Source organism: Pantoea sp. y20 (genome assembly GCF_054903455.1).
On the sequence record NZ_CM142816.1, the window covers coordinates 246,485 to 268,962 of the forward strand.

Annotated in this window: 15 protein-coding genes, 5 tRNA genes and 3 rRNA genes; 18 read left to right on the plus strand and 5 right to left on the minus strand. The window is 53.7% G+C overall.

Annotated elements, in window-relative coordinates:
• The first annotated feature begins 67 nt into the window (after positions 1–67).
• Complete coding sequence (tatD, locus tag ACYAC5_RS01130; RefSeq protein ID WP_309836381.1) at positions 68–850, plus strand: 3'-5' ssDNA/RNA exonuclease TatD; 783 nt, start codon at positions 68–70, stop codon at positions 848–850.
• On the opposite strand, the gene rfaH is transcribed toward tatD, so the two are convergent.
• On the minus strand, positions 847–1,335 hold the full coding sequence (gene rfaH, locus ACYAC5_RS01135; protein WP_101763730.1) for a transcription/translation regulatory transformer protein RfaH: 489 nt from the start codon (positions 1,333–1,335) through the stop codon (positions 847–849). The two genes, tatD and rfaH, sit on opposite strands and share 4 nt — an antisense overlap.
• A gap of 209 nt (positions 1,336–1,544) precedes the next feature.
• Here rfaH and pepE point away from each other — a divergent pair, with 209 nt between their 5' ends.
• The 3 genes from pepE to fre all read left to right on the plus strand — a co-directional run bounded on the left by pepE (position 1,545) and on the right by fre (position 4,575).
• Positions 1,545–2,276 (plus strand): dipeptidase PepE, encoded by a 732-nt coding sequence (gene pepE, locus ACYAC5_RS01140; protein WP_210080991.1) that lies wholly within the window; start codon positions 1,545–1,547, stop codon positions 2,274–2,276.
• 73 nt (positions 2,277–2,349) lie between these two features.
• Positions 2,350–3,834 (plus strand): 4-hydroxy-3-polyprenylbenzoate decarboxylase, encoded by a 1,485-nt coding sequence (gene ubiD, locus ACYAC5_RS01145; protein ID WP_462062271.1) that lies wholly within the window; start codon positions 2,350–2,352, stop codon positions 3,832–3,834.
• A gap of 39 nt (positions 3,835–3,873) precedes the next feature.
• Complete coding sequence (gene fre / locus ACYAC5_RS01150) at positions 3,874–4,575, plus strand: NAD(P)H-flavin reductase (RefSeq protein WP_101763727.1); 702 nt, start codon at positions 3,874–3,876, stop codon at positions 4,573–4,575.
• 117 nt (positions 4,576–4,692) lie between these two features.
• Here fre and fadA read toward each other — a convergent pair whose 3' ends face one another.
• Both fadA and fadB read right to left on the minus strand, forming a co-directional pair.
• On the minus strand, positions 4,693–5,856 hold the full coding sequence (gene fadA, locus ACYAC5_RS01155) for an acetyl-CoA C-acyltransferase FadA (RefSeq protein ID WP_101763726.1): 1,164 nt from the start codon (positions 5,854–5,856) through the stop codon (positions 4,693–4,695).
• Between the two features lie 10 nt (positions 5,857–5,866).
• Positions 5,867–8,050 carry a fatty acid oxidation complex subunit alpha FadB gene (gene fadB / locus ACYAC5_RS01160; RefSeq protein WP_462062272.1) on the minus strand — a complete coding sequence of 728 codons (2,184 nt, stop codon included), beginning with the start codon at positions 8,048–8,050 and terminating at the stop codon, positions 5,867–5,869.
• 186 nt (positions 8,051–8,236) lie between these two features.
• On the opposite strand from fadB, the gene pepQ reads away from it, so the two are divergent.
• From pepQ to birA, 10 genes are all read left to right on the plus strand, one after another.
• Positions 8,237–9,568, plus strand: coding sequence for a Xaa-Pro dipeptidase (gene pepQ / locus ACYAC5_RS01165; protein WP_462062274.1), 1,332 nt, complete (start codon positions 8,237–8,239; stop codon positions 9,566–9,568).
• Positions 9,568–10,185: an IMPACT family protein gene (locus ACYAC5_RS01170; RefSeq protein WP_137384924.1), complete on the plus strand. Its 618-nt coding sequence runs from the start codon at positions 9,568–9,570 to the stop codon at positions 10,183–10,185. The genes pepQ and ACYAC5_RS01170 overlap by 1 nt, the downstream gene beginning before the upstream one ends.
• A gap of 27 nt (positions 10,186–10,212) precedes the next feature.
• Positions 10,213–11,664 (plus strand): Trk system potassium transporter TrkH, encoded by a 1,452-nt coding sequence (gene trkH, locus ACYAC5_RS01175; protein ID WP_101763723.1) that lies wholly within the window; start codon positions 10,213–10,215, stop codon positions 11,662–11,664.
• A gap of 17 nt (positions 11,665–11,681) precedes the next feature.
• Complete coding sequence (hemG, locus tag ACYAC5_RS01180) at positions 11,682–12,218, plus strand: menaquinone-dependent protoporphyrinogen IX dehydrogenase (protein ID WP_462062275.1); 537 nt, start codon at positions 11,682–11,684, stop codon at positions 12,216–12,218.
• 409 nt (positions 12,219–12,627) lie between these two features.
• Positions 12,628–14,167: ribosomal RNA gene (locus ACYAC5_RS01185) — 16S ribosomal RNA — on the plus strand.
• An 88-nt stretch (positions 14,168–14,255) separates the two neighbouring features.
• Positions 14,256–14,331: transfer RNA gene (locus ACYAC5_RS01190), tRNA-Glu, on the plus strand.
• A gap of 215 nt (positions 14,332–14,546) precedes the next feature.
• Positions 14,547–17,451 (plus strand): 23S ribosomal RNA (locus ACYAC5_RS01195).
• A 105-nt stretch (positions 17,452–17,556) separates the two neighbouring features.
• Positions 17,557–17,672 (plus strand): 5S ribosomal RNA (gene rrf, locus ACYAC5_RS01200).
• The 16S, 23S and 5S rRNA genes sit together here with 1 tRNA gene alongside, the layout of an rRNA operon.
• 148 nt (positions 17,673–17,820) lie before the next feature.
• A complete protein-coding gene (murB, locus tag ACYAC5_RS01205; RefSeq protein WP_462062276.1) occupies positions 17,821–18,858 on the plus strand; it encodes a UDP-N-acetylmuramate dehydrogenase in 1,038 nt (345 codons plus the stop codon).
• Entirely contained in the window at positions 18,855–19,817 is a 963-nt protein-coding gene (gene birA, locus ACYAC5_RS01210; protein WP_192415497.1) for a bifunctional biotin--[acetyl-CoA-carboxylase] ligase/biotin operon repressor BirA, read from the plus strand. The genes murB and birA overlap by 4 nt, the downstream gene beginning before the upstream one ends.
• Before the next feature lie 60 nt (positions 19,818–19,877).
• Here birA and coaA read toward each other — a convergent pair whose 3' ends face one another.
• Both coaA and ACYAC5_RS01220 read right to left on the minus strand, forming a co-directional pair.
• Complete coding sequence (gene coaA / locus ACYAC5_RS01215; protein ID WP_462062278.1) at positions 19,878–20,828, minus strand: type I pantothenate kinase; 951 nt, start codon at positions 20,826–20,828, stop codon at positions 19,878–19,880.
• Positions 20,829–21,030: 202 nt separating this feature from the next.
• Positions 21,031–21,588 (minus strand): GNAT family N-acetyltransferase, encoded by a 558-nt coding sequence (locus tag ACYAC5_RS01220; RefSeq protein ID WP_101762580.1) that lies wholly within the window; start codon positions 21,586–21,588, stop codon positions 21,031–21,033.
• A gap of 327 nt (positions 21,589–21,915) precedes the next feature.
• On the opposite strand from ACYAC5_RS01220, the gene ACYAC5_RS01225 reads away from it, so the two are divergent.
• The 4 genes from ACYAC5_RS01225 (at position 21,916) to ACYAC5_RS01240 (ending at position 22,431) form a co-directional block, all read left to right on the plus strand.
• Positions 21,916–21,991, plus strand: a tRNA-Thr gene (locus tag ACYAC5_RS01225).
• A gap of 7 nt (positions 21,992–21,998) precedes the next feature.
• A tRNA-Tyr gene (locus tag ACYAC5_RS01230) sits at positions 21,999–22,083 on the plus strand.
• Between the two features lie 192 nt (positions 22,084–22,275).
• Positions 22,276–22,350, plus strand: a tRNA-Gly gene (locus tag ACYAC5_RS01235).
• Between the two features lie 5 nt (positions 22,351–22,355).
• Positions 22,356–22,431 (plus strand) — tRNA-Thr (locus tag ACYAC5_RS01240).
• The last annotated feature ends 47 nt before the right edge of the window (positions 22,432–22,478 follow it).

Consider the following 22,478-nt stretch of genomic DNA (forward strand, 5'->3'; position numbering starts at 1 on the left):
ATCCCGCAGCGCGCGGGAAGATGAATCTAAACCGCCCCGTTGGGCGGTTTTTTATTGGGGAGAAGACATGTTTGATATCGGTGTAAACCTGACCAGCACGCAATTCGCAAAAGATCGCGAGCAGGTGGTAAAACGTGCGCGCGAAGCAGGCGTCACCGGCCTGTTAATTACCGGCACCAACGCGCTGGAGAGCCAGCAGGCGCGGCAGCTGGCGGCATTGCACGCGGGCTATTGCTGGTCAACCGCCGGCGTCCATCCGCACCATGCCAGTGAATGGTCGACGGAAACCGCGAATACCTTGCGTCGCCTGGCGGAAAGTGAGCAGGTGGTCGCGATTGGCGAATGTGGCCTGGATTTCAATCGCAATCTTTCGGCCCACGATCAGCAGGAATACGCTTTCGATGCGCAGCTGGCGTTGGCTGCTGAGCTACAGCTACCGGTGTTTTTGCATTGCCGTGAAGCGCACGATCGTTTTGTTGCAGTACTTGAGCCGTGGCTACCGAAGCTGGTTGGTGCAGTCGTGCACTGCTTTACCGGTACGCGTGACGAGCTGCAAGCGTGTCTGGCGCTGGGATTGTCGGTGGGCATTACCGGTTGGGTGTGCGACGAGCGTCGCGGTATGGAACTGCGTGAATTGCTGCCGCTGATTCCGGCTGAGCGCCTGTTACTGGAAACCGACGCACCGTATTTACTGCCGCGCGATATGCATCCGCGTCCCACTTCGCGCCGCAATGAGCCATGCTTCCTGCCGCATATTGTGCAGCAGGTGGCGAACTGGCGTGGCGAGGAGGCGGAAGCGCTGGGCGCGCAGGTTAATCTCAACGCGCGTCAGCTGTTTAAACTCGCTTAGAGTTTACGGAACTGTTTGTTATCCACGCTGCGCATCACCTGTTTGTTCAGCATGTTGAGCAGCAAAACGGAGCGCGTTTCACCATCCGGCTCGGCAAAAATGGCGCGCAATCCTTCGAACGTGCCATCGGTGATGATCACTTCATCACCGCTTTGCGGGGTTTCCGCATCAAGCACGATCTGCGGCACGTCGGTTTGCAGCGCTTCGATCACATCATTTGATACGGTGGCCGGCATGGTGCCAAAGCGCACGAAGTGGCTGACGCCGCGCGTGCTGCTGATGGTGGTGGTGTGAATCGCTTCGGGATCGAATTCGATAAACAGATAGTTGGGAAACAGCGGCTCACTCACGGTGGTGCGTTTACCGCGCACAATCTTCTCCAGAGCGATCATCGGGCTGAGGCAATTGACCTCTTGCCGCTCAAGATGCTCTTTCGCGCGCAACAGTTGTCCACGTTTGCAATAGAGTAAGTACCAGGATTCCATAACCGCTCCCAAATAATGGACGCTAAGAATATCAAATCAGTTGTCAGAGTTATAGCGCATCGGCGGGTGGAAACCGGGCGCTGAAAACAATTTCACTACGATTTATCCGATTGATGCGGCTTATTTACGCTTTCTTGCAAGAAAATTGACGGCCGGCGACCATCTGTATCAGACTCCCTCCCCATCTTTCGATTGAAAAGGAGTGGCTGATGGAACTGTTCCTGTTGAGTAACGGTAAAGTGGCTGACGATGCGCCGCTGTTAAGTTACGCCCACCCGCAGCTGCATGCGATGATCGCCCAGCGCGGCATCACTTCGGCGGTGCTGGTACCGTACGCGATTATTCGTGGCGATCACGCGCAGCGCGCGCAGGAGTTATCCGCGTCGTTAGGCATTGACGTGCGCACCGTGCACGAGTTTGCATCGCCCGTTGCGGCGATTGAACAAGCTGAGCTGATTCTGGTGAGCGGCGGAAATACCTGGTTCCTCAATCAAATGCTGCACGAGCACGGCTTGATCGTCGCTATCCAACGCGCGGTGCGCGAGCGTGATGTGCCGTACGTCGGCTGGAGCGCCGGTTGCAATGTCGCAACGCCTTCCATTCGCACCACCAATGATATGCCGGTGCGCAGCAGCGTAGTGTTGCCCGCGCTGGGTTTGTTCCCGGTGCAGATCAATCCGCATTATCTTGATGCGCACGTCAGCGGCCATATGGGCGAAACGCGTGACGAACGACTGGCCGAGTTCTGTGCCGTTAACCCGCATGAATCGGTGATTGCGCTGCGTGAAGCCAGCTTCCTGCACGTGAGCGAAAATCGCCTGCGTTACTACAGCGCACGCGGTGAAGACTTCAAAGTGTTCCGTCACGGCGAGCCGATTACTGCTTATCACGATGTATTGGCGATTCAGTCGCTGGTGCCGTTTTCCTGTCAGCCTGCCTGACGCAAAACCTCAACATGTCAGCGTAAAACGCCTCTATAATGGCGTTTCACTCTGGCCGGAAAGCTAAAGCCGCATGAAATATCAGGATTTACGAGACTTCCTCGCATTGCTGGAACAGCGTGGCGAGTTAAAGCGCATCACTCAGGAGATCGATCCTGAGTTAGAGATGACGGAAATTGCCGACCGCACGCTGCGCGCCGGCGGCCCGGCGCTGCTGTTCGAAAACCCGAAAGGGTACGACATGCCGGTGCTGTGTAATCTGTTTGGCACACCAAAACGCGTGGCGATGGGCATGGGCCAGGAAGAGGTCAGTGCGCTGCGTGAAGTGGGCAAGCTGCTGGCGTTCCTGAAAGAGCCGGAGCCGCCAAAAGGCTTCCGCGATCTGTTTGATAAGATGCCGCAGTTCAAGCAAGTGCTGAACATGCCAACCAAGCGTCTGCGCAATGCGCCGTGCCAGGAAGAGATTTTCAGCGGCGATGACGTCGATCTGTCGCGCATTCCGGTGATGAAATGCTGGCCGGGCGATGCTGCGCCGCTGATTACGTGGGGATTGACCGTCACGCGCGGCCCGCATAAAGAGCGACAAAATCTGGGTATCTATCGCCAGCAGGTGATCGGCAAGAACCGCGTGATTATGCGCTGGCTATCGCATCGCGGCGGCGCGCTGGATTTCCAGGAGTGGTGCAAAGCGCATCCGGGCGAACGTTTCCCGGTGTCGGTGGCGCTGGGCGCCGATCCTGCCACCATTCTCGGCGCGGTAACGCCGGTGCCGGATACACTCTCCGAATACGCCTTTGCCGGTTTGCTGCGCGGGAATAAAACCGAAGTGGTGAAGTGCGTTTCAAACGAACTCGAAGTGCCGGCCAGCGCGGAAATCGTGCTGGAAGGTTATATCGAGCCGGGCGATGTCGCGCCGGAAGGTCCGTACGGCGACCACACAGGCTACTACAATGAAGTAGATAGCTTCCCGGTGTTTACCGTGACGCACGTAACGCAACGTCGCAACCCGATTTATCATTCAACCTACACCGGACGTCCACCGGATGAACCGGCGGTGCTGGGCGTGGCGCTCAATGAAGTGCTGGTGCCGATTCTGATCAAGCAGTTCCCGGAGATCGTTGATTTCTATCTGCCACCGGAGGGCTGCTCTTATCGCCTCGCGGTAGTAACGATCAAGAAACAGTACGCGGGTCACGCCAAGCGCGTGATGTTCGGCGTGTGGTCGTTCCTGCGTCAGTTCATGTACACCAAGTTCGTGATTGTGTGCGATGACGACGTCAACGCGCGCGACTGGAATGATGTGATTTGGGCGATTACCACACGCATGGATCCGGCGCGCGATACGGTGCTGGTTGAGAACACGCCCATCGATTATCTCGACTTTGCCTCGCCGGTTTCCGGCTTAGGCTCGAAGATGGGACTTGATGCGACCAATAAGTGGCCGGGCGAAACCACGCGCGAGTGGGGCACGCCGATTGTGAAAGATCCGGCGGTGACCGCGCGCGTTGACGCCATTTGGGATGAGTTAGCTATCTTTGCCGAGCCGCCGCAGCGCTAACGGCGGCAGACCAATTAGACCCGAAGAAAAAGGGAACGCATGACAACGTTAAGCTGCAAAGTGACTTCGGTTGAAGCGATTACGGACACGGTTTACCGCGTTCGTTTAATTCCGGCGGCGGATTTTAACTTCCGCGCCGGACAGTATTTGATGGTGGTGATGGATGAGCGCGATAAGCGCCCGTTTTCACTGGCTTCTACGCCAATGGAAAAGGACATCATTGAGCTGCACATCGGCGCGTCGGATCTCAATCTCTACGCGATGGCGGTGATGGACCGCATCAAGAACGATCGCCAGATTACGGTTGATATGCCGCACGGCGATGCCTGGCTGCGTGAAGATAGCGAGCGTCCGATCATTCTGATCGCGGGCGGTACCGGCTTCTCCTATGCGCGTTCTATTCTGCTGACCGCGCTGGCACAGCAACCCGATCGCGAGATTGCGATTTACTGGGGCGGCCGTGAGCTGATGCATCTGTACGATCTGGATGAGCTGAATGCGCTGGCGGTGAAGCATCCGAACCTGAAAGTGATCCCGGTGGTTGAACAACCGGCGGATGACTGGACCGGACGCAGCGGCACGGTGCTGACGGCAGTGATGCAGGATTTCGCGTCGCTCAGCGAGCACGATATCTATATTGCCGGTCGTTTTGAGATGGCGAAGATTGCGCGTGAGCGTTTCTGCGCCGAGCGCGGTGCGCTGGAAGCGCAGATGTTTGGCGATGCATTTGCCTTTATTTAAGGTCAACAGAACGCGATAAATCGCGCCGCTACGAGAATGTGCACGGATTCGTCGCGGCGCAATGTATTGCGTAAAAAAACCGCCCGAAAGGGCGGTAACACGTGCAACATTAACGTATTAAACCCGTTCGAACACCGTGGCGATGCCCTGGCCTAAACCAATGCACATGGTCGCCAGACCAAATTGCACATCGCGACGTTCCATCAGATTCAGCAGCGTAGTACTGATACGCGCACCGGAACATCCCAGCGGATGACCGAGCGCAATCGCGCCGCCGTTCAAATTCACTTTCTCATCCAGCTGTTCCAGCAAGCCCATGTCTTTAATGCATGGCAGCGCCTGTGCGGCAAAAGCCTCGTTGAACTCGAACAGGTCGATATCCTGCACGCTCAATCCGGCGCGCTTAAGCGCCAGCTTGCTGGCGGGAACCGGACCGTAACCCATAATCGACGGATCGCAGCCAACCACCGCCATGCTGCGAATGCGCGCGCGCGCTGTCAGACCGAGTTCGCGTGCGCGGCTTTCACTCATGATCAACATCGCGGCTGCGCCGTCGGAAAGCGCGGATGAGCTGCCTGCGGTCACGGTGCCGTTGACCGGATCGAATGCCGGGCGCAGCGCAGCCAATCCTTCGAGGCTGGTCTCTTCGCGGATCACTTCGTCGCTCTCAAAGCGCTTCAACACGCCGTCGGCGTCGTGGCCGTAGGTCGCCACAATCTCACGCTTGAAATCGCCACGTTGAGTTGCCGCCCACGCACGCTGGTGCGAACGCAGCGCAAAAGCATCCTGCTGCTCACGCGTAATGTGATGCATGCGCGCCAGCATCTCGGCTGTTAACCCCATCATGCCCGCCGCTTTCGCCACCGTGCGACCCAGGCCCGGATGGAAATCCACGCCGTGGCTCATCGGCACGTGGCCCATATGTTCTACGCCGCCAATCAGGCAGCTGTGCGCATCGCCAACCATAATCGCGCGTGCCGCGTCGTGCAGCGCCTGCATCGACGAACCGCACAGGCGGTTGACGGTGCTGGCAGGTACGCGATGCGGGATCTCCGCCAGCAGCGCGGCGTTACGTGCAATGTTGAAGCCTTGCTCCAGCGTCTGCTGCACGCAGCCCCAGATAATGTCGTCCAGCGTGGCGGGATCAACCGCCGGGTTGCGGCTCAGCAGCTCGCGCATCAAATGCGCCGAGAGATCTTCCGCCCGTACCTGACGAAACGCGCCGCCTTTGGAGCGGCCCATCGGCGTGCGGACCGCATCAACAATTACCACTTTTTCCATTTTCATTACCTCAGGCACTTTGCAGCGCCGCTTCGTCAATCGGTTGCACCGCGGGATACCAGCTCTGATGCTGATGGGCTTTTTGCAACAGCAGCTCCGGCAGCGCATACAGCGGGCCGAGCGCGGTATAACGTTTGGCCTGATCGACCACGTTGCTGTTGCCCAGCGTATCCATGTAGCGGAACGCGCCGCCACGGAACGGCGGGAAGCCTAAACCGTACACCAGCGCCATATCAGCTTCGGCCGGTGAAGCGATGATCTTCTCTTCGAGGCAGCGCACCACTTCGTTGAGCATCGGCAGCATCATGCGGTTGGCGATCTCGTCATCGCTGAACACGCGCTTCGGCTGGCAAATCGGTTCCAGCAGCGCATCGACAGCCGCATCGGCTCTCTTCTGCGCTTTGCCTTTTTTATCCTGCTCCCAGCGGTAAAAGCCCTGACCGTTTTTCTGGCCGTAACGTTTGGCGTCAAACAGCACGTCGATCGCGTCGCGATAATCTTTCTGCATGCGAGACGGGAAACCTTGCGCCATCACCTGCTGAGCGTGATGCGCGGTATCAATGCCGACCACATCCAGCAGCCACGCGGGGCCCATCGGCCAGCCGAACTGTTTTTCCATCACTTTATCGATCTGACGGAAATCCGCGCCGTCGCGCAGCAGCAGGCTGAAGGCGGCGAAGTAGGGGAACAGCACGCGATTCACAAAGAAGCCGGGACAGTCATTCACCACAATCGGCGTCTTGCCCATTTTGCTCGCCCAGGCCACCACTTTACTGAGGGTCGCTTCTGAGGTTTTCTCACCGCGAATCACTTCAACCAGCGGCATACGCGGTACCGGATTGAAGAAGTGCATGCCGCAGAAGTTTTCCGGACGTTTCAGGGCTTGCGCCAGCAGGCTGATCGGAATGGTTGAGGTGTTGGAGGCGAGAATGGCGTCCTCGCGCAGATGCTGTTCGGTCTCTGCCAGCACTTTGGCTTTGATCTGCGGATTCTCTACTACCGCTTCTACCACCACGTCGGTGCGTTCGAATCCGGCGTAATCCAGCGTGGGCTGAATGGTGGTGAGTACGCTCGCCAGTTTCGCGCCATCAATTTTGCCGCGCTCCAGCTGTTTGTTCAGCAGCTTGCTGGCTTCGGTCATGCCCAGCGTTAACGCCTGCGGATTGATATCTTTCATCATCACCGGCACGCCTTTCCATGCCGATTGATAAGCAATGCCGCCGCCCATAATGCCTGCGCCTAATACTGCTGCTTGCTGCGGCGCACCGGCCGCACTGCTGTGCTTTTTCGCCAGGCCTTTGACGTACTGATCGTTCAGGAAGATACCGACCAGCGCGCGTGCCACATCGCTCTGCGCCAGCGGCACAAACGCGGCGGTTTCCAGCTTCAGCGCATCATCACGTCCGAGGCTGGCGGCAGCTTCAATGGTTTTCACGGCGGTGATCGGTGCCGGATAGTGTTTGCCCGCGGTTTGCAGCACCATGCTTTTGGCGATGGTGAAGCTCATGGCGGCTTCAATCGGGCTGAGTTTCAGCGGTGCCAGCTTCGGCGCGCGGCGTGTCTGCCAGTTGCCCTGCACGATGGCGTCCTGCAACACGGTCAGCGCAGCGGCATGTAGTTTGTCGCTGCTGACTACCGCATCCACCAAACCGAGTTTCAGGGCGCTGCTGCCATCAACATCTTTACCGGCGGCGATAATCTCCATCGCGCTATCGGCGCCAAGCAGGCGCGGCAAGCGCACGCTGCCGCCGAAGCCCGGCATAATGCCCAGTTTGGTTTCCGGCAGGCCGATGCGTGCGGTCGGCGTGGCAATGCGGAAGTCGGTCGCCAGTATGCATTCACAGCCGCCGCCCAGCGCATAGCCGTCGATGGCGGCCACGGTGGGCACCGGCAAATCCTCTAAACGATTGAAGATGCTGTTGGCAAACGCCAGCCATTGGCTCAGCTTCTCTTCTGGCGCATCAAACAGCGACAGGAATTCTGTGATGTCGGCACCAACGATAAATGCCGGTTTGGCCGACGAGAGCAACAGGCCGCGCAGCGCGGGTTGCTGTTCCAATACGCTTAATGCCTCGCCCAACGAGGCAACGGTTTTGGTATCGAGTTTGTTCACCGAACCGGGCGCATCGAAAACCAGCTCGGCGATGCCGTCGTCAAGCCAGTGAACTGAAAGGGTATCGCCTTGGTAGAGCATGTCCGTCTCCTGAAACCGCGAAAGTTGATCTGGTCATACCAGATGAGTTGGAGTGTGAGTGTGATGTTAATTATTTGCAAACGAGAGTTTGATTATTTGATACAACGATCACAGCGTGCGCAGCACGGCATCGCTAACACGGCTGTGCTACACTGCGGCCACTTTCGCGACATCGGAGACTAGTCCATGGATTCACTGAAAACCCTGTATCACGCGCACATCAATACGCTGCAGCAGCGAGCGCAGCAGGTGCTGGCTCGCTTTAAGCTTGATGCCATGCTGATTCATTCCGGCGAGCTGTTGACCGTTTTTCTCGACGATCACGACTATCCGTTTAAGGTGAATCCTCAGTTCAAAGCGTGGGTGCCGGTGACGCAGGTGCCAAACTGCTGGTTATGGATTGATGGCGTGAATAAACCCAAGCTGTGGTTCTATTCGCCGGTTGATTACTGGCACAACGTTGAGCCGCTGCCAAACAGCTTCTGGACTAACGATGTGGAGGTGATTAGCCTGAAGAGTGCCGATGAGATCGCGCAGCTGCTGCCAGCACAGCGTGAAAACGTAGCCTATATCGGTCCGATGCCGTCACGTGCTTCCCAGCTCGGTATTAACAGCGAGCAGGTGAACCCGAAAGGCGTGATCGATTTCCTGCATTATCATCGCAGTATCAAAACCGACTATGAACTGGCGTGTATGCGCGAAGCGCAGAAGCTGGCGGTGGCGGGCCATCGCGCTGCCAAAGAGGCGTTCTTCTCTGGCATGAGCGAGTTCGATATCAATATCGCCTATCTGACCGCAACCGGCCATCGCGATACCGATGTGCCTTATGGCAACATCATTGCGCTCAATGAACATGCCGCGGTGCTGCACTACACCAAACTGGATCATCAGCCGCCGGCCAAACGCCACAGCTTCCTGATTGACGCCGGTGCGGAATACCTCGGTTACGCCGCTGACCTGACGCGCAGCTACGCGGCGCAGAGCAAATCGCGCTATGCCGACATGGTTGCGGCGATGAACAAGGAAGAGCTGGCGCTGATCGCCACCTTGAAAGCCGGCGTGCGCTATACCGATTATCATCTGCAGATGCATCAGCGCATTGCGCGTCTGCTGCTGAAGTTCGAGTTGGTGAAAGGCCTGACTGAAGAGACGCTGGTGGCGGAAGATTTAACCGGTCCGTTTATGCCGCACGGCCTTGGACATCCGCTCGGCCTGCAGGTGCACGATGTGGCTGGTTTTATGCAGGACGACAATGGCACGCATCTGGCGGCACCGTCGCAGTATCCGTATTTGCGTTGTACGCGCGTGCTGGAACCTGGCATGGTGCTGACTATCGAACCGGGCTTCTATATTATCGATTCGCTGCTGACGAACCTGCGCGGCGGCAAGTTCAGCCAATACTTTGACTGGACGGCAATTGATGCACTGAAACCTTACGGCGGTATTCGTATCGAGGATAACGTGGTGGTTCACGCTAATCGCATTGAAAACATGACGCGCGACTTGCACCTTGCCTGATGGATGCTTACGACATTCCCGCTCAGGCCGTAAGTCTCAGCGAGGAAACCATCAAGAAAAGCCGCTTCATCACCTTGCTGGCGCACACGGCCGGCGTGGAAGCGGCGCGCGCGTTTGTGCAGCAGGTGAAGCAGGAACATCCTACCGCGCGGCATCACTGCTGGGCGTGGGTGGCGGGTGCGCCGGATGATTCGCAGCAGCTGGGTTTCTCCGATGATGGCGAACCTTCTGGCACCGCGGGCAAACCGATGCTGGCCCAGCTGATGGGTAGCGGTGTCGGTGAGATCACCGCGGTGGTGGTGCGTTATTATGGCGGCATCATGCTGGGCACCGGCGGACTGGTAAAAGCTTATGGCGGCGGCGTGCAGCAAGGGCTGAAGCAACTGGCGCGTCAGCGTAAAGTGCCGATGGAATCTTTTACTCTGCAGTGCGATTACGCCCAACTCAGCGACATCGAACGCTTGCTGCAACGTTTTGACGGCATTATAGAAGAGAGCCATTATCAGGATCGTATTGCGCTGCGTTTAGCGTTGCCGCATGCGCAGATTGATGGCTTTCGCCAAAACCTCTCTGATTACAGCCGGGGCGCGCTGACGCTCATCCCGCTGACAAACTAAAAGCTTCTGTTTAAAGGAAACGGCTGAATGCATTTTCGCGCCATTACCCGCATCGTGGGCCTGCTGGTGATTCTGTTCTCGGTGACCATGATTTTACCGGGCCTCGTCGCCTTGATTTACCGTGATGGTGCCGGGCGCGCGTTCAGTCAGACCTTTATGATGGCGATCGTTATCGGTTCACTGCTGTGGTGGCCAAACCGCAAGCAGAAAACCGAACTCAAGCCGCGCGAAGGTTTCCTTATTGTGGTGCTGTTCTGGACCGTGTTGGGCAGCGTCGGTGCGATGCCGTTTATCTTCGCCGAGCAGCCGCATCTCTCAATCACTGATGCCTTCTTTGAGTCCTTCTCTGGCCTCACTACCACCGGCGCCACCACGCTGGTGGGACTGGATACGTTGCCTAAAGCGATTTTGTTTTATCGTCAGATGCTGCAGTGGCTCGGCGGGATGGGGATCATTGTGCTGGCGGTGGCGATTCTGCCCATTCTGGGCGTGGGTGGCATGCAGCTCTATCGCGCCGAAATGCCGGGACCGTTGAAAGATAACAAGATGCGTCCGCGTATCGCGGAAACAGCTAAAACGTTGTGGCTGATCTACGTATTGCTCACCGTGGCGTGCGCGGTGGCGCTGTGGCTGGCGGGCATGCCGATGTTTGATGCTATCGGCCATAGCTTCTCGACGATCGCGATTGGCGGGTTCTCAACCCATGATGCCAGCATCGGCTACTTTAATAGCCCAACTATCAACACCATTGTCGCGGTATTTCTGCTGATCTCGGGCTGTAACTATGGCCTGCACTTCTCTTTATTAAGTGGTCGCAACCTGAAAGTGTACTGGCGCGATCCCGAATTCCGCATGTTTATTGGCGTACAACTGACCTTAGTGCTGATCTGTACCATAGTGTTGTGGTTCCACAATGTGTACGCCAGCGGCTGGCAAACGCTGAATCAGGCGTTTTTCCAGGTGGTATCAATGGCGACCACGGCCGGTTTTACCACCGACAGCATTGCGCGCTGGCCGCTGTTCCTGCCGGTGCTGCTACTGTGCTCGGCTTTTATCGGCGGCATGGCGGGTTCAACCGGCGGCGGTTTGAAGGTGATTCGCATACTGCTGCTGTTCAAACAGGGTTCGCGTGAACTGAAGCGATTGGTGCACCCGAATGCGGTTTACACCATCAAGTTGGGTAATCGCGCGCTGCCGGAACGTATCCTCGAAGCGGTGTGGGGTTTCTTCTCAGCTTATGCGCTGGTGTTCCTGCTCAGCATGTTGGCGATCATCGCCACTGGCGTGGATGACTTCTCGGCTTTTGCTGCCGTGGCCGCGACCCTGAATAACCTCGGGCCCGGTTTGGGTGTGGTAGCAGACAACTTCACTTCAATGAATGATGTCGCGAAGTGGATTTTGATTTTAACCATGCTGTTTGGACGCCTTGAAGTGTTCACGCTGCTGGTGCTGTTCACGCCGACCTTCTGGCGCGAATAATAAAATAGGATTGAGTAATGAAAGCGTTGATTCTGTATTCCAGCCGCGATGGGCAAACCCGTGACATTGCCGCGCATATTGCACAGACGTTAGTGCCGCATCAACTGTGTGACGTGATCGATTTACTGCATGCGCAGCAGATTGATTGGTTGCAGTATGATCGCGTGCTGATTGGTGCTTCGATCCGCTATGGCCATTTCAATCCGGCGTTGCTGAAATTTGTCACCCAGCACAGAGCACAGCTGCAGCAGCGGGTGAGCGGCTTCTTTAGTGTCAACCTGACGGCGCGTAAAGCAGATAAGTGTACGCCAGAGACCAATGCGTATACGCGCAAGTTCCTGGAGCAGTCACCGTGGCAACCCGATTGCTGTGCGGTTTTCGCCGGGGCGTTGCGTTATCCGCGTTATCGCTGGTTTGATCGCGTCATGATTCAATTCATTATGCGTATGACCGGCGGGGAAACCGACACATCGAAAGAAGTTGAATACACCGATTGGAATAAAGTGGCGCTTTTTGCCCAGGGTTTTGCGCAGTTACCAGGCAAATCGTTGTGAAATACAGCGTTGTGGCGAAATTTAGGTCGAACAGTAATTTATTTGCAATTAACCCTTGTCAGCCCCAAATAACTCCCTATAATGCGCCACCACTGAGACGGCAAAGCGGCAACGCAGACTGCTTGGCAGGGAGTGACGAAATTCATCCCGCCGGATAAAAACGCTGAAAAAAGTGTTTGACTCCGAAGGAGAGTAGCGTAGTATACGCCACCTCGCGACAGACGGTTCAGCCGCTGTTCGCAACGCTCTTTAACAATTTATCAGACAATCTGTGTGGGCACTCGCAGGATTGATATCCGCGTCTCCGGACGCAAAAAAATATCAAAGCCTCACGAGTGAACACATAATGAAATTCATTATGACGTTTTACAGATGAGCACCGCTGAACTTGTTTCAGCAAATCAAACTTAAATTGAAGAGTTTGATCATGGCTCAGATTGAACGCTGGCGGCAGGCCTAACACATGCAAGTCGAACGGTAGCACAGAGAGCTTGCTCTCGGGTGACGAGTGGCGGACGGGTGAGTAACGTCTGGGAAACTGCCCGATGGAGGGGGATAACTACTGGAAACGGTAGCTAATACCGCATAACGTCGCAAGACCAAAGTGGGGGACCTTCGGGCCTCACACCATCGGATGTGCCCAGATGGGATTAGCTAGTAGGTGGGGTAATGGCTCACCTAGGCGACGATCCCTAGCTGGTCTGAGAGGATGACCAGCCACACTGGAACTGAGACACGGTCCAGACTCCTACGGGAGGCAGCAGTGGGGAATATTGCACAATGGGCGCAAGCCTGATGCAGCCATGCCGCGTGTATGAAGAAGGCCTTCGGGTTGTAAAGTACTTTCAGCGGGGAGGAAGGCGGTGAAGTTAATAGCTTCACCGATTGACGTTACCCGCAGAAGAAGCACCGGCTAACTCCGTGCCAGCAGCCGCGGTAATACGGAGGGTGCAAGCGTTAATCGGAATTACTGGGCGTAAAGCGCACGCAGGCGGTCTGTCAAGTCGGATGTGAAATCCCCGGGCTTAACCTGGGAACTGCATTCGAAACTGGCAGGCTGGAGTCTTGTAGAGGGGGGTAGAATTCCAGGTGTAGCGGTGAAATGCGTAGAGATCTGGAGGAATACCGGTGGCGAAGGCGGCCCCCTGGACAAAGACTGACGCTCAGGTGCGAAAGCGTGGGGAGCAAACAGGATTAGATACCCTGGTAGTCCACGCCGTAAACGATGTCGACTTGGAGGTTGTTCCCTTGAGGAGTGGCTTCCGGAGCTAACGCGTTAAGTCGACCGCCTGGGGAGTACGGCCGCAAGGTTAAAACTCAAATGAATTGACGGGGGCCCGCACAAGCGGTGGAGCATGTGGTTTAATTCGATGCAACGCGAAGAACCTTACCTACTCTTGACATCCAGAGAACTTAGCAGAGATGCTTTGGTGCCTTCGGGAACTCTGAGACAGGTGCTGCATGGCTGTCGTCAGCTCGTGTTGTGAAATGTTGGGTTAAGTCCCGCAACGAGCGCAACCCTTATCCTTTGTTGCCAGCGGTTCGGCCGGGAACTCAAAGGAGACTGCCAGTGATAAACTGGAGGAAGGTGGGGATGACGTCAAGTCATCATGGCCCTTACGAGTAGGGCTACACACGTGCTACAATGGCGCATACAAAGAGAAGCGACCTCGCGAGAGCAAGCGGACCTCATAAAGTGCGTCGTAGTCCGGATCGGAGTCTGCAACTCGACTCCGTGAAGTCGGAATCGCTAGTAATCGTAGATCAGAATGCTACGGTGAATACGTTCCCGGGCCTTGTACACACCGCCCGTCACACCATGGGAGTGGGTTGCAAAAGAAGTAGGTAGCTTAACCTTCGGGAGGGCGCTTACCACTTTGTGATTCATGACTGGGGTGAAGTCGTAACAAGGTAACCGTAGGGGAACCTGCGGTTGGATCACCTCCTTACCTGAAGATACCTTCCCGCGAAGTGCTCACACAGATTGTCTGATAGAAAGTAATGAGCAAGACGGCTGCGAAGTCGTGACACTATCGTGTCCCCTTCGTCTAGAGGCCTAGGACACCGCCCTTTCACGGCGGTAACAGGGGTTCGAATCCCCTAGGGGACGCCACTTGCTTGGTGACAGGTGAAAGGTGTCTCCACGACGTATCTCAAACGAAGCTTACGAGCTGCGTCTGAGATACTGCTCTTTAACAATCCGGAACAAGCTGAAAATTGAAACGACGTATCGTCTTCATTCTCCGTAATAAGAATGAAGCGGCGATATGTTCGAGTCTCTCAAATGCTTGCAGTCTGCGCGCGTTGCAAAACGCCTGTGGGTTGTGAGGTTAAGCGACTAAGCGTACACGGTGGATGCCCTGGCAGTCAGAGGCGATGAAGGACGTGCTAATCTGCGTAAAGCGTCGGTAAGGTGATATGAACCGCTACAGCCGACGATGTCCGAATGGGGAAACCCGGTGCACCCAGTGCATCATCGCAACATGAATACATAGTGTTGCGAGGCGAACCCGGGGAACTGAAACATCTAAGTACCCGGAGGAAAAGAAATCAACCGAGATTCCCCCAGTAGCGGCGAGCGAACGGGGAACAGCCCAGAACCTGAATCAGTTTGTGCGTTAGTGGAAGCGTCTGGAAAGTCGCACGATACCGGGTGATAGTCCCGTACACGAAAGTGCACAGATTGTGAGTTCGAAGAGTAGGGCGGGACACGTGGTATCCTGTCTGAATATGGGGGGACCATCCTCCAAGGCTAAATACTCCTGACTGACCGATAGTGAACCAGTACCGTGAGGGAAAGGCGAAAAGAACCCCGGCGAGGGGAGTGAAACAGAACCTGAAACCGTGTACGTACAAGCAGTGGGAGCCTCTTTAATGGGGTGACTGCGTACCTTTTGTATAATGGGTCAGCGACTTATATTCTGTAGCAAGGTTAACCGTATAGGGGAGCCGCAGGGAAACCGAGTCTTAACTGGGCGTTAAGTTGCAGGGTATAGACCCGAAACCCGGTGATCTAGCCATGGGCAGGTTGAAGGTTGGGTAACACTAACTGGAGGACCGAACCGACTAATGTTGAAAAATTAGCGGATGACTTGTGGCTGGGGGTGAAAGGCCAATCAAACCGGGAGATAGCTGGTTCTCCCCGAAAGCTATTTAGGTAGCGCCTCGTGAACTCATCTCCGGGGGTAGAGCACTGTTTCGGCTAGGGGGCCATCCCGGCTTACCAACCCGATGCAAACTGCGAATACCGGAGAATGTTATCACGGGAGACACACGGCGGGTGCTAACGTCCGTCGTGAAGAGGGAAACAACCCAGACCGCCAGCTAAGGTCCCAAAGTCATGGTTAAGTGGGAAACGATGTGGGAAGGCACAGACAGCCAGGATGTTGGCTTAGAAGCAGCCATCATTTAAAGAAAGCGTAATAGCTCACTGGTCGAGTCGGCCTGCGCGGAAGATGTAACGGGGCTAAACCATGCACCGAAGCTGCGGCAGCGACACTATGTGTTGTTGGGTAGGGGAGCGTTCTGTAAGCCGTTGAAGGTGTGCTGTGAGGCATGCTGGAGGTATCAGAAGTGCGAATGCTGACATAAGTAACGATAAAGCGGGTGAAAAGCCCGCTCGCCGGAAGACCAAGGGTTCCTGTTCAACGTTAATCGGAGCAGGGTGAGTCGACCCCTAAGGCGAGGCTGAAAAGCGTAGTCGATGGGAAGCAGGTTAATATTCCTGCACTTGGTGTTACTGCGAAGGGGGGACGGAGAAGGCTAGGTTATCCGGGCGACGGTTGTCCCGGTTTAAGCGTGTAGGCTGATACCTTTGGTAAATCCGGGGTATCTTAAGGCTGAGGCGTGACGACGAGCCACCACGGTGGTGAAGTAACTGATGCCCTGCTTCCAGGAAAAGCCTCTAAGCTCCAGGTAACACGAAATCGTACCCCAAACCGACACAGGTGGTCAGGTAGAGAATACCAAGGCGCTTGAGAGAACTCGGGTGAAGGAACTAGGCAAAATGGTGCCGTAACTTCGGGAGAAGGCACGCTGTCATCAGGTGAAGTCCCTCGCGGATGGAGCTGAAGGCAGTCGAAGATACCAGCTGGCTGCAACTGTTTATTAAAAACACAGCACTGTGCAAACACGAAAGTGGACGTATACGGTGTGACGCCTGCCCGGTGCCGGAAGGTTAATTGATGGGGTTATCCGCAAGGAGAAGCTCTTGATCGAAGCCCCGGTAAACGGCGGCCGTAACTATAACGGTCCTAAGGTAGCGAAATTCCTTGTCGGGTAAGTTCCGACCTGCACGAATGGCGTAATGATGGCCAGGCTGTCTCCACCCGAGACTCAGTGAAATTGAAATCGCTGTGAAGATGCAGTGTACCCGCGGCAAGACGGAAAGACCCCGTGAACCTTTACTATAGCTTGACACTGAACATTGAGCCTTGATGTGTAGGATAGGTGGGAGGCTTTGAAGCGTGGACGCCAGTCTGCGTGGAGCCAACCTTGAAATACCACCCTTTAATGTTTGATGTTCTAACGTAGGCCCGTAATCCGGGCTGCGGACAGTGTCTGGTGGGTAGTTTGACTGGGGCGGTCTCCTCCCAAAGAGTAACGGAGGAGCACGAAGGTTGGCTAATCCTGGTCGGACATCAGGAGGTTAGTGCAATGGCATAAGCCAGCTTGACTGCGAGAGTGACGGCTCGAGCAGGTGCGAAAGCAGGTCATAGTGATCCGGTGGTTCTGAATGGAAGGGCCATCGCTCAACGGATAAAAGGTACTCCGGGGATAACAGGCTGATACCGCCCAAGAGTTCATATCGACGGCGGTGTTTGGCACCTCGATGTCGGCTCATCACATCCTGGGGCTGAAGTAGGTCCCAAGGGTACGGCTGTTCGCCGTTTAAAGTGGTACGCGAGCTGGGTTTAGAACGTCGTGAGACAGTTCGGTCCCTATCTGCCGTGGGCGCTGGAGAATTGAGGGGGGTTGCTCCTAGTACGAGAGGACCGGAGTGAACGCACCACTGGTGTTCGGGTTGTCATGCCAATGGCACTGCCCGGTAGCTAAGTGCGGAAAAGATAAGTGCTGAAAGCATCTAAGCACGAAACTTGCCCCGAGATGAGTTCTCCCTGACCCCTTGAGGGTCCTGAAGGGACGTTGAAGACTACGACGTTGATAGGCCGGATGTGTAAGCGCAGCGATGCGTTGAGCTAACCGGTACTAATGACCCGTGAGGCTTAACCTTACAACGCCAGAGGCGTTTTGGTCTGAGAGACCGGATATTTTCAGCTTGTTTACGGATTAAAGATTTAGCGGAAGCGAATGTTATTCGTTTTTGCGACAGAATTTGCCTGGCGGCTTTAGCGCGGTGGTCCCACCTGACCCCATGCCGAACTCAGAAGTGAAACGCCGTAGCGCCGATGGTAGTGTGGGGTCTCCCCATGCGAGAGTAGGGAACTGCCAGGCATCAAATAAGTGAAGAAGCCCCGGACGAAAGTCCGGGGCTTTTTTACGTCTGTACATTAGCAATTTCCCATCAGAAATAAGAAAACATCAAACTCGCAACCTACCGATCAGGTAAACTACGGTCAGATTAATCAGTAAAGGCCGTGAAATGTCCAGCCCCAATACATCCCTGAAAGCTTTCAACACTCTTGGTCTTACGATCAATGCACAAACACTGACCATCGCTGAAACTCCTGACGCTATTACTTTGGCCTGGAAAAACAGTCAGCAATCAAATCTGCCTTTTATTGTATTAGGCGAAGGGAGCAACGTACTCTTTCTTGAAGATTTTAGCGGCTCGGTGGTGGTTAATGCGATTAAAGGCATCGCTATCGAAGAGCATGACGAAGCCTGGCACTTGCATGTTGGTGCCGGCGAAAATTGGCATGCTTTAGTTGAAAACACGCTAAAGAAGGGTATTACAGGACTGGAAAACCTGGCGCTGATTCCTGGTATGGCCGGCTCAGCACCGATTCAAAATATCGGTGCATATGGTGTCGAATTTAAAGATATCTGTCACTACGTTGAAGCTATACACCTCCCATCGCAAAATATAATTCGGTTGTATCGAGAAGAGTGCCAGTTTAGCTATCGCGATAGTATTTTCAAACATGCTATGAAAAATGACTATGTCATTGTTGCAGTGGGATTACGTCTGGCAAAACAGTGGAAACCAGTTCTAACTTATGGCGAGCTGACTAAGTTAAACCCAGCAACAGTGTGTGCCTGGGATGTATTCAATGCTATTTGCCATATGCGCCAAAGCAAACTGCCCGACCCAAAAATCACAGGCAATGTGGGTAGTTTCTTCAAAAATCCGCTGATCACAGCTGAGCATGCAGATGCGCTAATTAAGCAGTGGCCATCCATTCCTCATTATCCACAGGCCAGTGGCGAAGTGAAATTAGCAGCTGGCTGGTTGATCGACCAATGTGGTCTTAAAGGCTTCCGTGTAGGTGGCGCCGCAGTTCACCGTCAGCAGGCTTTGGTACTGATAAATGAAGATCATGCCACTCCACAGGATATTGTCGATTTAGCGCATCAGGTTAGAAATAGAGTCGGACAAAAGTTTGATGTTTGGCTGGAGCCAGAAGTGCGCTTTATCGGTGCTCGAGGCGAGCGTAATGCCGTTGAGGTAATTTCATGAAAGATAATAGCGTGCCGTTAAAGTTAGTGGCATTGGTGGCCGATGGTGAATTTCACTCTGGTGAGCAGCTGGGCGAAGCGCTTGGTATGAGCCGTGCTGCCATTAATAAACATATACAGACTCTCAAAAGTTGGGGTCTGGATGTATATACGGTAACGGGTAAAGGCTACAGCTTACCAGAGCCAATTCAGTTACTGGATGAAGAAATCATTCTGTCTCTCCTGCATCAACCTAATCTGGCGGTTATTCCTGTTATCGATTCTACCAACCAGTATTTGCTGGATCGGATGGATCAATTGCCGTCTGGCTACGCATGCATAGCCGAGTATCAGCAAGCAGGGCGCGGACGTCGCGGGCGTAAATGGTTTTCACCGTTTGGCTCCAACCTGTATATGTCCATGTATTGGCGTCTTGATCAGGGGCCAGCTGCGGCGATGGGCCTGAGTCTGGTGATTGGTATCATCATGGCAGAAGTGATTCAGTCATTAGGTGCTCCGGATGTCCGGGTTAAATGGCCGAATGATCTCTATCTTAACGATCGTAAGCTTGCTGGTATTTTAGTTGAGTTAACTGGAAAAACCGGCGATGCAGCTCAGATTGTTATAGGTGCTGGTGTCAATTTGCTGATGCGTTCAGAAGGCACGGCAGAAATTAATCAGGGTTGGATTAATCTTCAGGAAGCTGGTGTTGATATCGATCGCAACGAGTTAGCTGCGAAGTTGATCAATAGCCTGCGTGAAGCGTTACCTATTTTTGAGCGCGATGGTTTGGCGCCATTTGTTTCCCGCTGGGAAGCCCTTGATAACTTCATTAATCGTCCAGTGAAGCTTCTTATTGGGGATCGTGAGGTACATGGCATTGCGCGAGGTATTGATAAGCAGGGTGGCTTATTACTGGAGCAGAATGGAGTCATTAAATCCTGGGTAGGGGGTGAGATTTCTCTTCGTCCAGACAATTAATGCATCTGAGCTAACAAATTAAAATGCCCACGATCTTTTATGGGCATTTTATAAAAAAGACTATTTCCTCAAACGTACACTTTGCACCGCATGATCAGCCGACTTCGTCATAATAAGACTTGCTCGTTCACGTGTAGGCAGGATATTTTCCTTTAAATTAAGCCAGTTAATCTCTTTCCACAGACCATGCGCAATATTGAGTGCATCCTCTTCAGGTAATTGCGAATAGTGATGGAAATAAGAGTCCGGATCGCTAAACGCGCCCTCACGGAATTTCAAAAAGCGATTTACATACCAGTTCTCAAGTAAAGACTCTGGTGCATCGACGTAAATTGAAAAATCCACGAAATCAGACACAAATACATGATGAGGATCGTGAGGATAGTCCATACCGCTTTGCAGCACATTCAATCCTTCAAGAATAAGAATATCAGGCTGTTGTACGACTTTATCGCCATTCGGAATGACATCATAAATCAGATGAGAATAAACCGGCGCTGTCACCTGGCTAGCACCCGATTTTAAATCAGATACGAAGTTAACCAGGCGATGCATATCGTAAGATTGAGGGAACCCTTTTTTCTTCATCAAACCGCGTTCTTTAAGCACGGCATTAGGATGCAAAAAACCATCAGTAGTGATCAGTTCTACTTTGCGGTGTTCTGGCCAGCGGCTAAGAAGTGCCTGAAGCACACGAGCAGTTGTGCTTTTTCCTACCGCAACGCTGCCGGCAATACTGATGATATAAGGGATTTTCTGCCCATTAGTGCCAAGGAATTGCTCAAGCACCGCCTGACGACGCAGATTAGAACTGATATAAAAATTAAGCAGACGCGATAGCGGCAGATAAATCTCGGCCACTTCTTCTAATGAAAGATCTTCATTGATACCACGCAGACGCTCAATTTCACCTTCAGCCAATGTCATTGGTACTGAATCGCGTAGTGCTGCCCATTGCTGGCGATTGAACTGCAAATAAGGCGTAGTAAGAGGTGTCGTTTTTTTACTCATAAGCATGCATCTGAGTGCAAATTCTGATTAATCAACACCTTGCTGCATTAGGCATACGAAGATGTATCAAACTCAATTGCACGTCACAGGGGTAATTAACGAGAACAATGGGCAGGAGGGTAACACCAGTGTGACTTTAAAAAGAAGTAAAATGATAAACAGGAGCACGCTTTCGCAAGCGTGCCCGCATTTTTCTTGTCGGTCAGTAGCTTGTCGCTACATTTTCTGCTGGGCTGGTACGCAGACGTTTATAGTAAATCGCGCCGGGATGAGGATGCCCATCCGCGCATAATGCATAGTCGGGCAATTCCCCTAAATAGCGGTAGCCATGTGCCCGATAAAAAATTTCTTCTGCAGAACCTGCAATGACATCCAAATAAAGCAGACCACGCTGATAGCTTTCTGCCTTGTGCTCAAGCGTCTGCATTAATCTGCGTCCAATCCCTTCTCGCTGAGCATTTGAATGCACAAGCAGCTGTAAAACTTCCGCGCGATTTTGTCCATCTGGACGCTGACAAATATTGAGCTGCACGCTTCCCACCACAACCGAGTCGATGACGGCAATCCATAGCAGCAACTCATGGCGTGCCATTTTGTTGCGCAAGCTATGAAAATAGCGCTCGGCATCCTGATACTGTTGCATCTTTTGCGAATGTTGAAATGCCGAAGTCATATTGTTTTTTACCGCTTCAACCATCAGGGCAGCCAAAGCCTGACGATAAAGGGGTAATGTTTCTGCAGTGAGCTGTACAATATTCATGCGACATCCTCCATTTAATGACCCGATTAAATAGATAAGCAAAATGCAGGCCAGCAGAAAAACGAGTGTAGCGGGTAGTTTCAAAAAAAATTTTCTGCAATTTGCACAGCAGAAAGGCAGTGTGCTTCAAATATGTGCATTGAAAATGATGGCGGTTCATAGCAATCAATCAATGTGGTGGTGTAAAAACGCACAGGTTTAGGGGGATTTTACTGCGACTGATGGCTGATTTGAGATGATTTGCACAAATAGTAAGCGATAGAGCAATTTTGACGATTTTTTTGTTGCATCCTTCTTCGGGTATTCCTAGAATGCGCTCCACTTGATGCCGGCTTAGCTCAGTTGGTAGAGCAACTGACTTGTAATCAGTAGGTCACCAGTTCGATTCCGGTAGCCGGCACCATCAAGTAGGTGGGATTCCCGAGCGGCCAAAGGGAGCAGACTGTAAATCTGCCGTCACAGACTTCGAAGGTTCGAATCCTTCTCCCACCACCATCTCAACCTCCTGGTTGGGCGTCAGATAAAGTCTTTATCTGATGGGTGAGTTCTTCATCTCTCACCTTCGAATTTCAGATTGCGCATTAGCGCAATCAAAGTTGGTCAGCAACTCTGACCGGCTCGAATAATAGAAGGTCTTCTTTTATTATTCATAAGCTACAGAAAGAACAGGTAGCCGAGTTCCAGGATGCGGGCATCGTATAATGGCTATTACCTCAGCCTTCCAAGCTGATGATGCGGGTTCGATTCCCGCTGCCCGCTCCAGATGTGCTGATATGGCTCAGTTGGTAGAGCGCACCCTTGGTAAGGGTGAGGTCCCCAGTTCGACTCTGGGTATCAGCACCACTTCCTTTATCTCTCTCCTGATTCTCTCTCTGTAAACCAAACAGTCA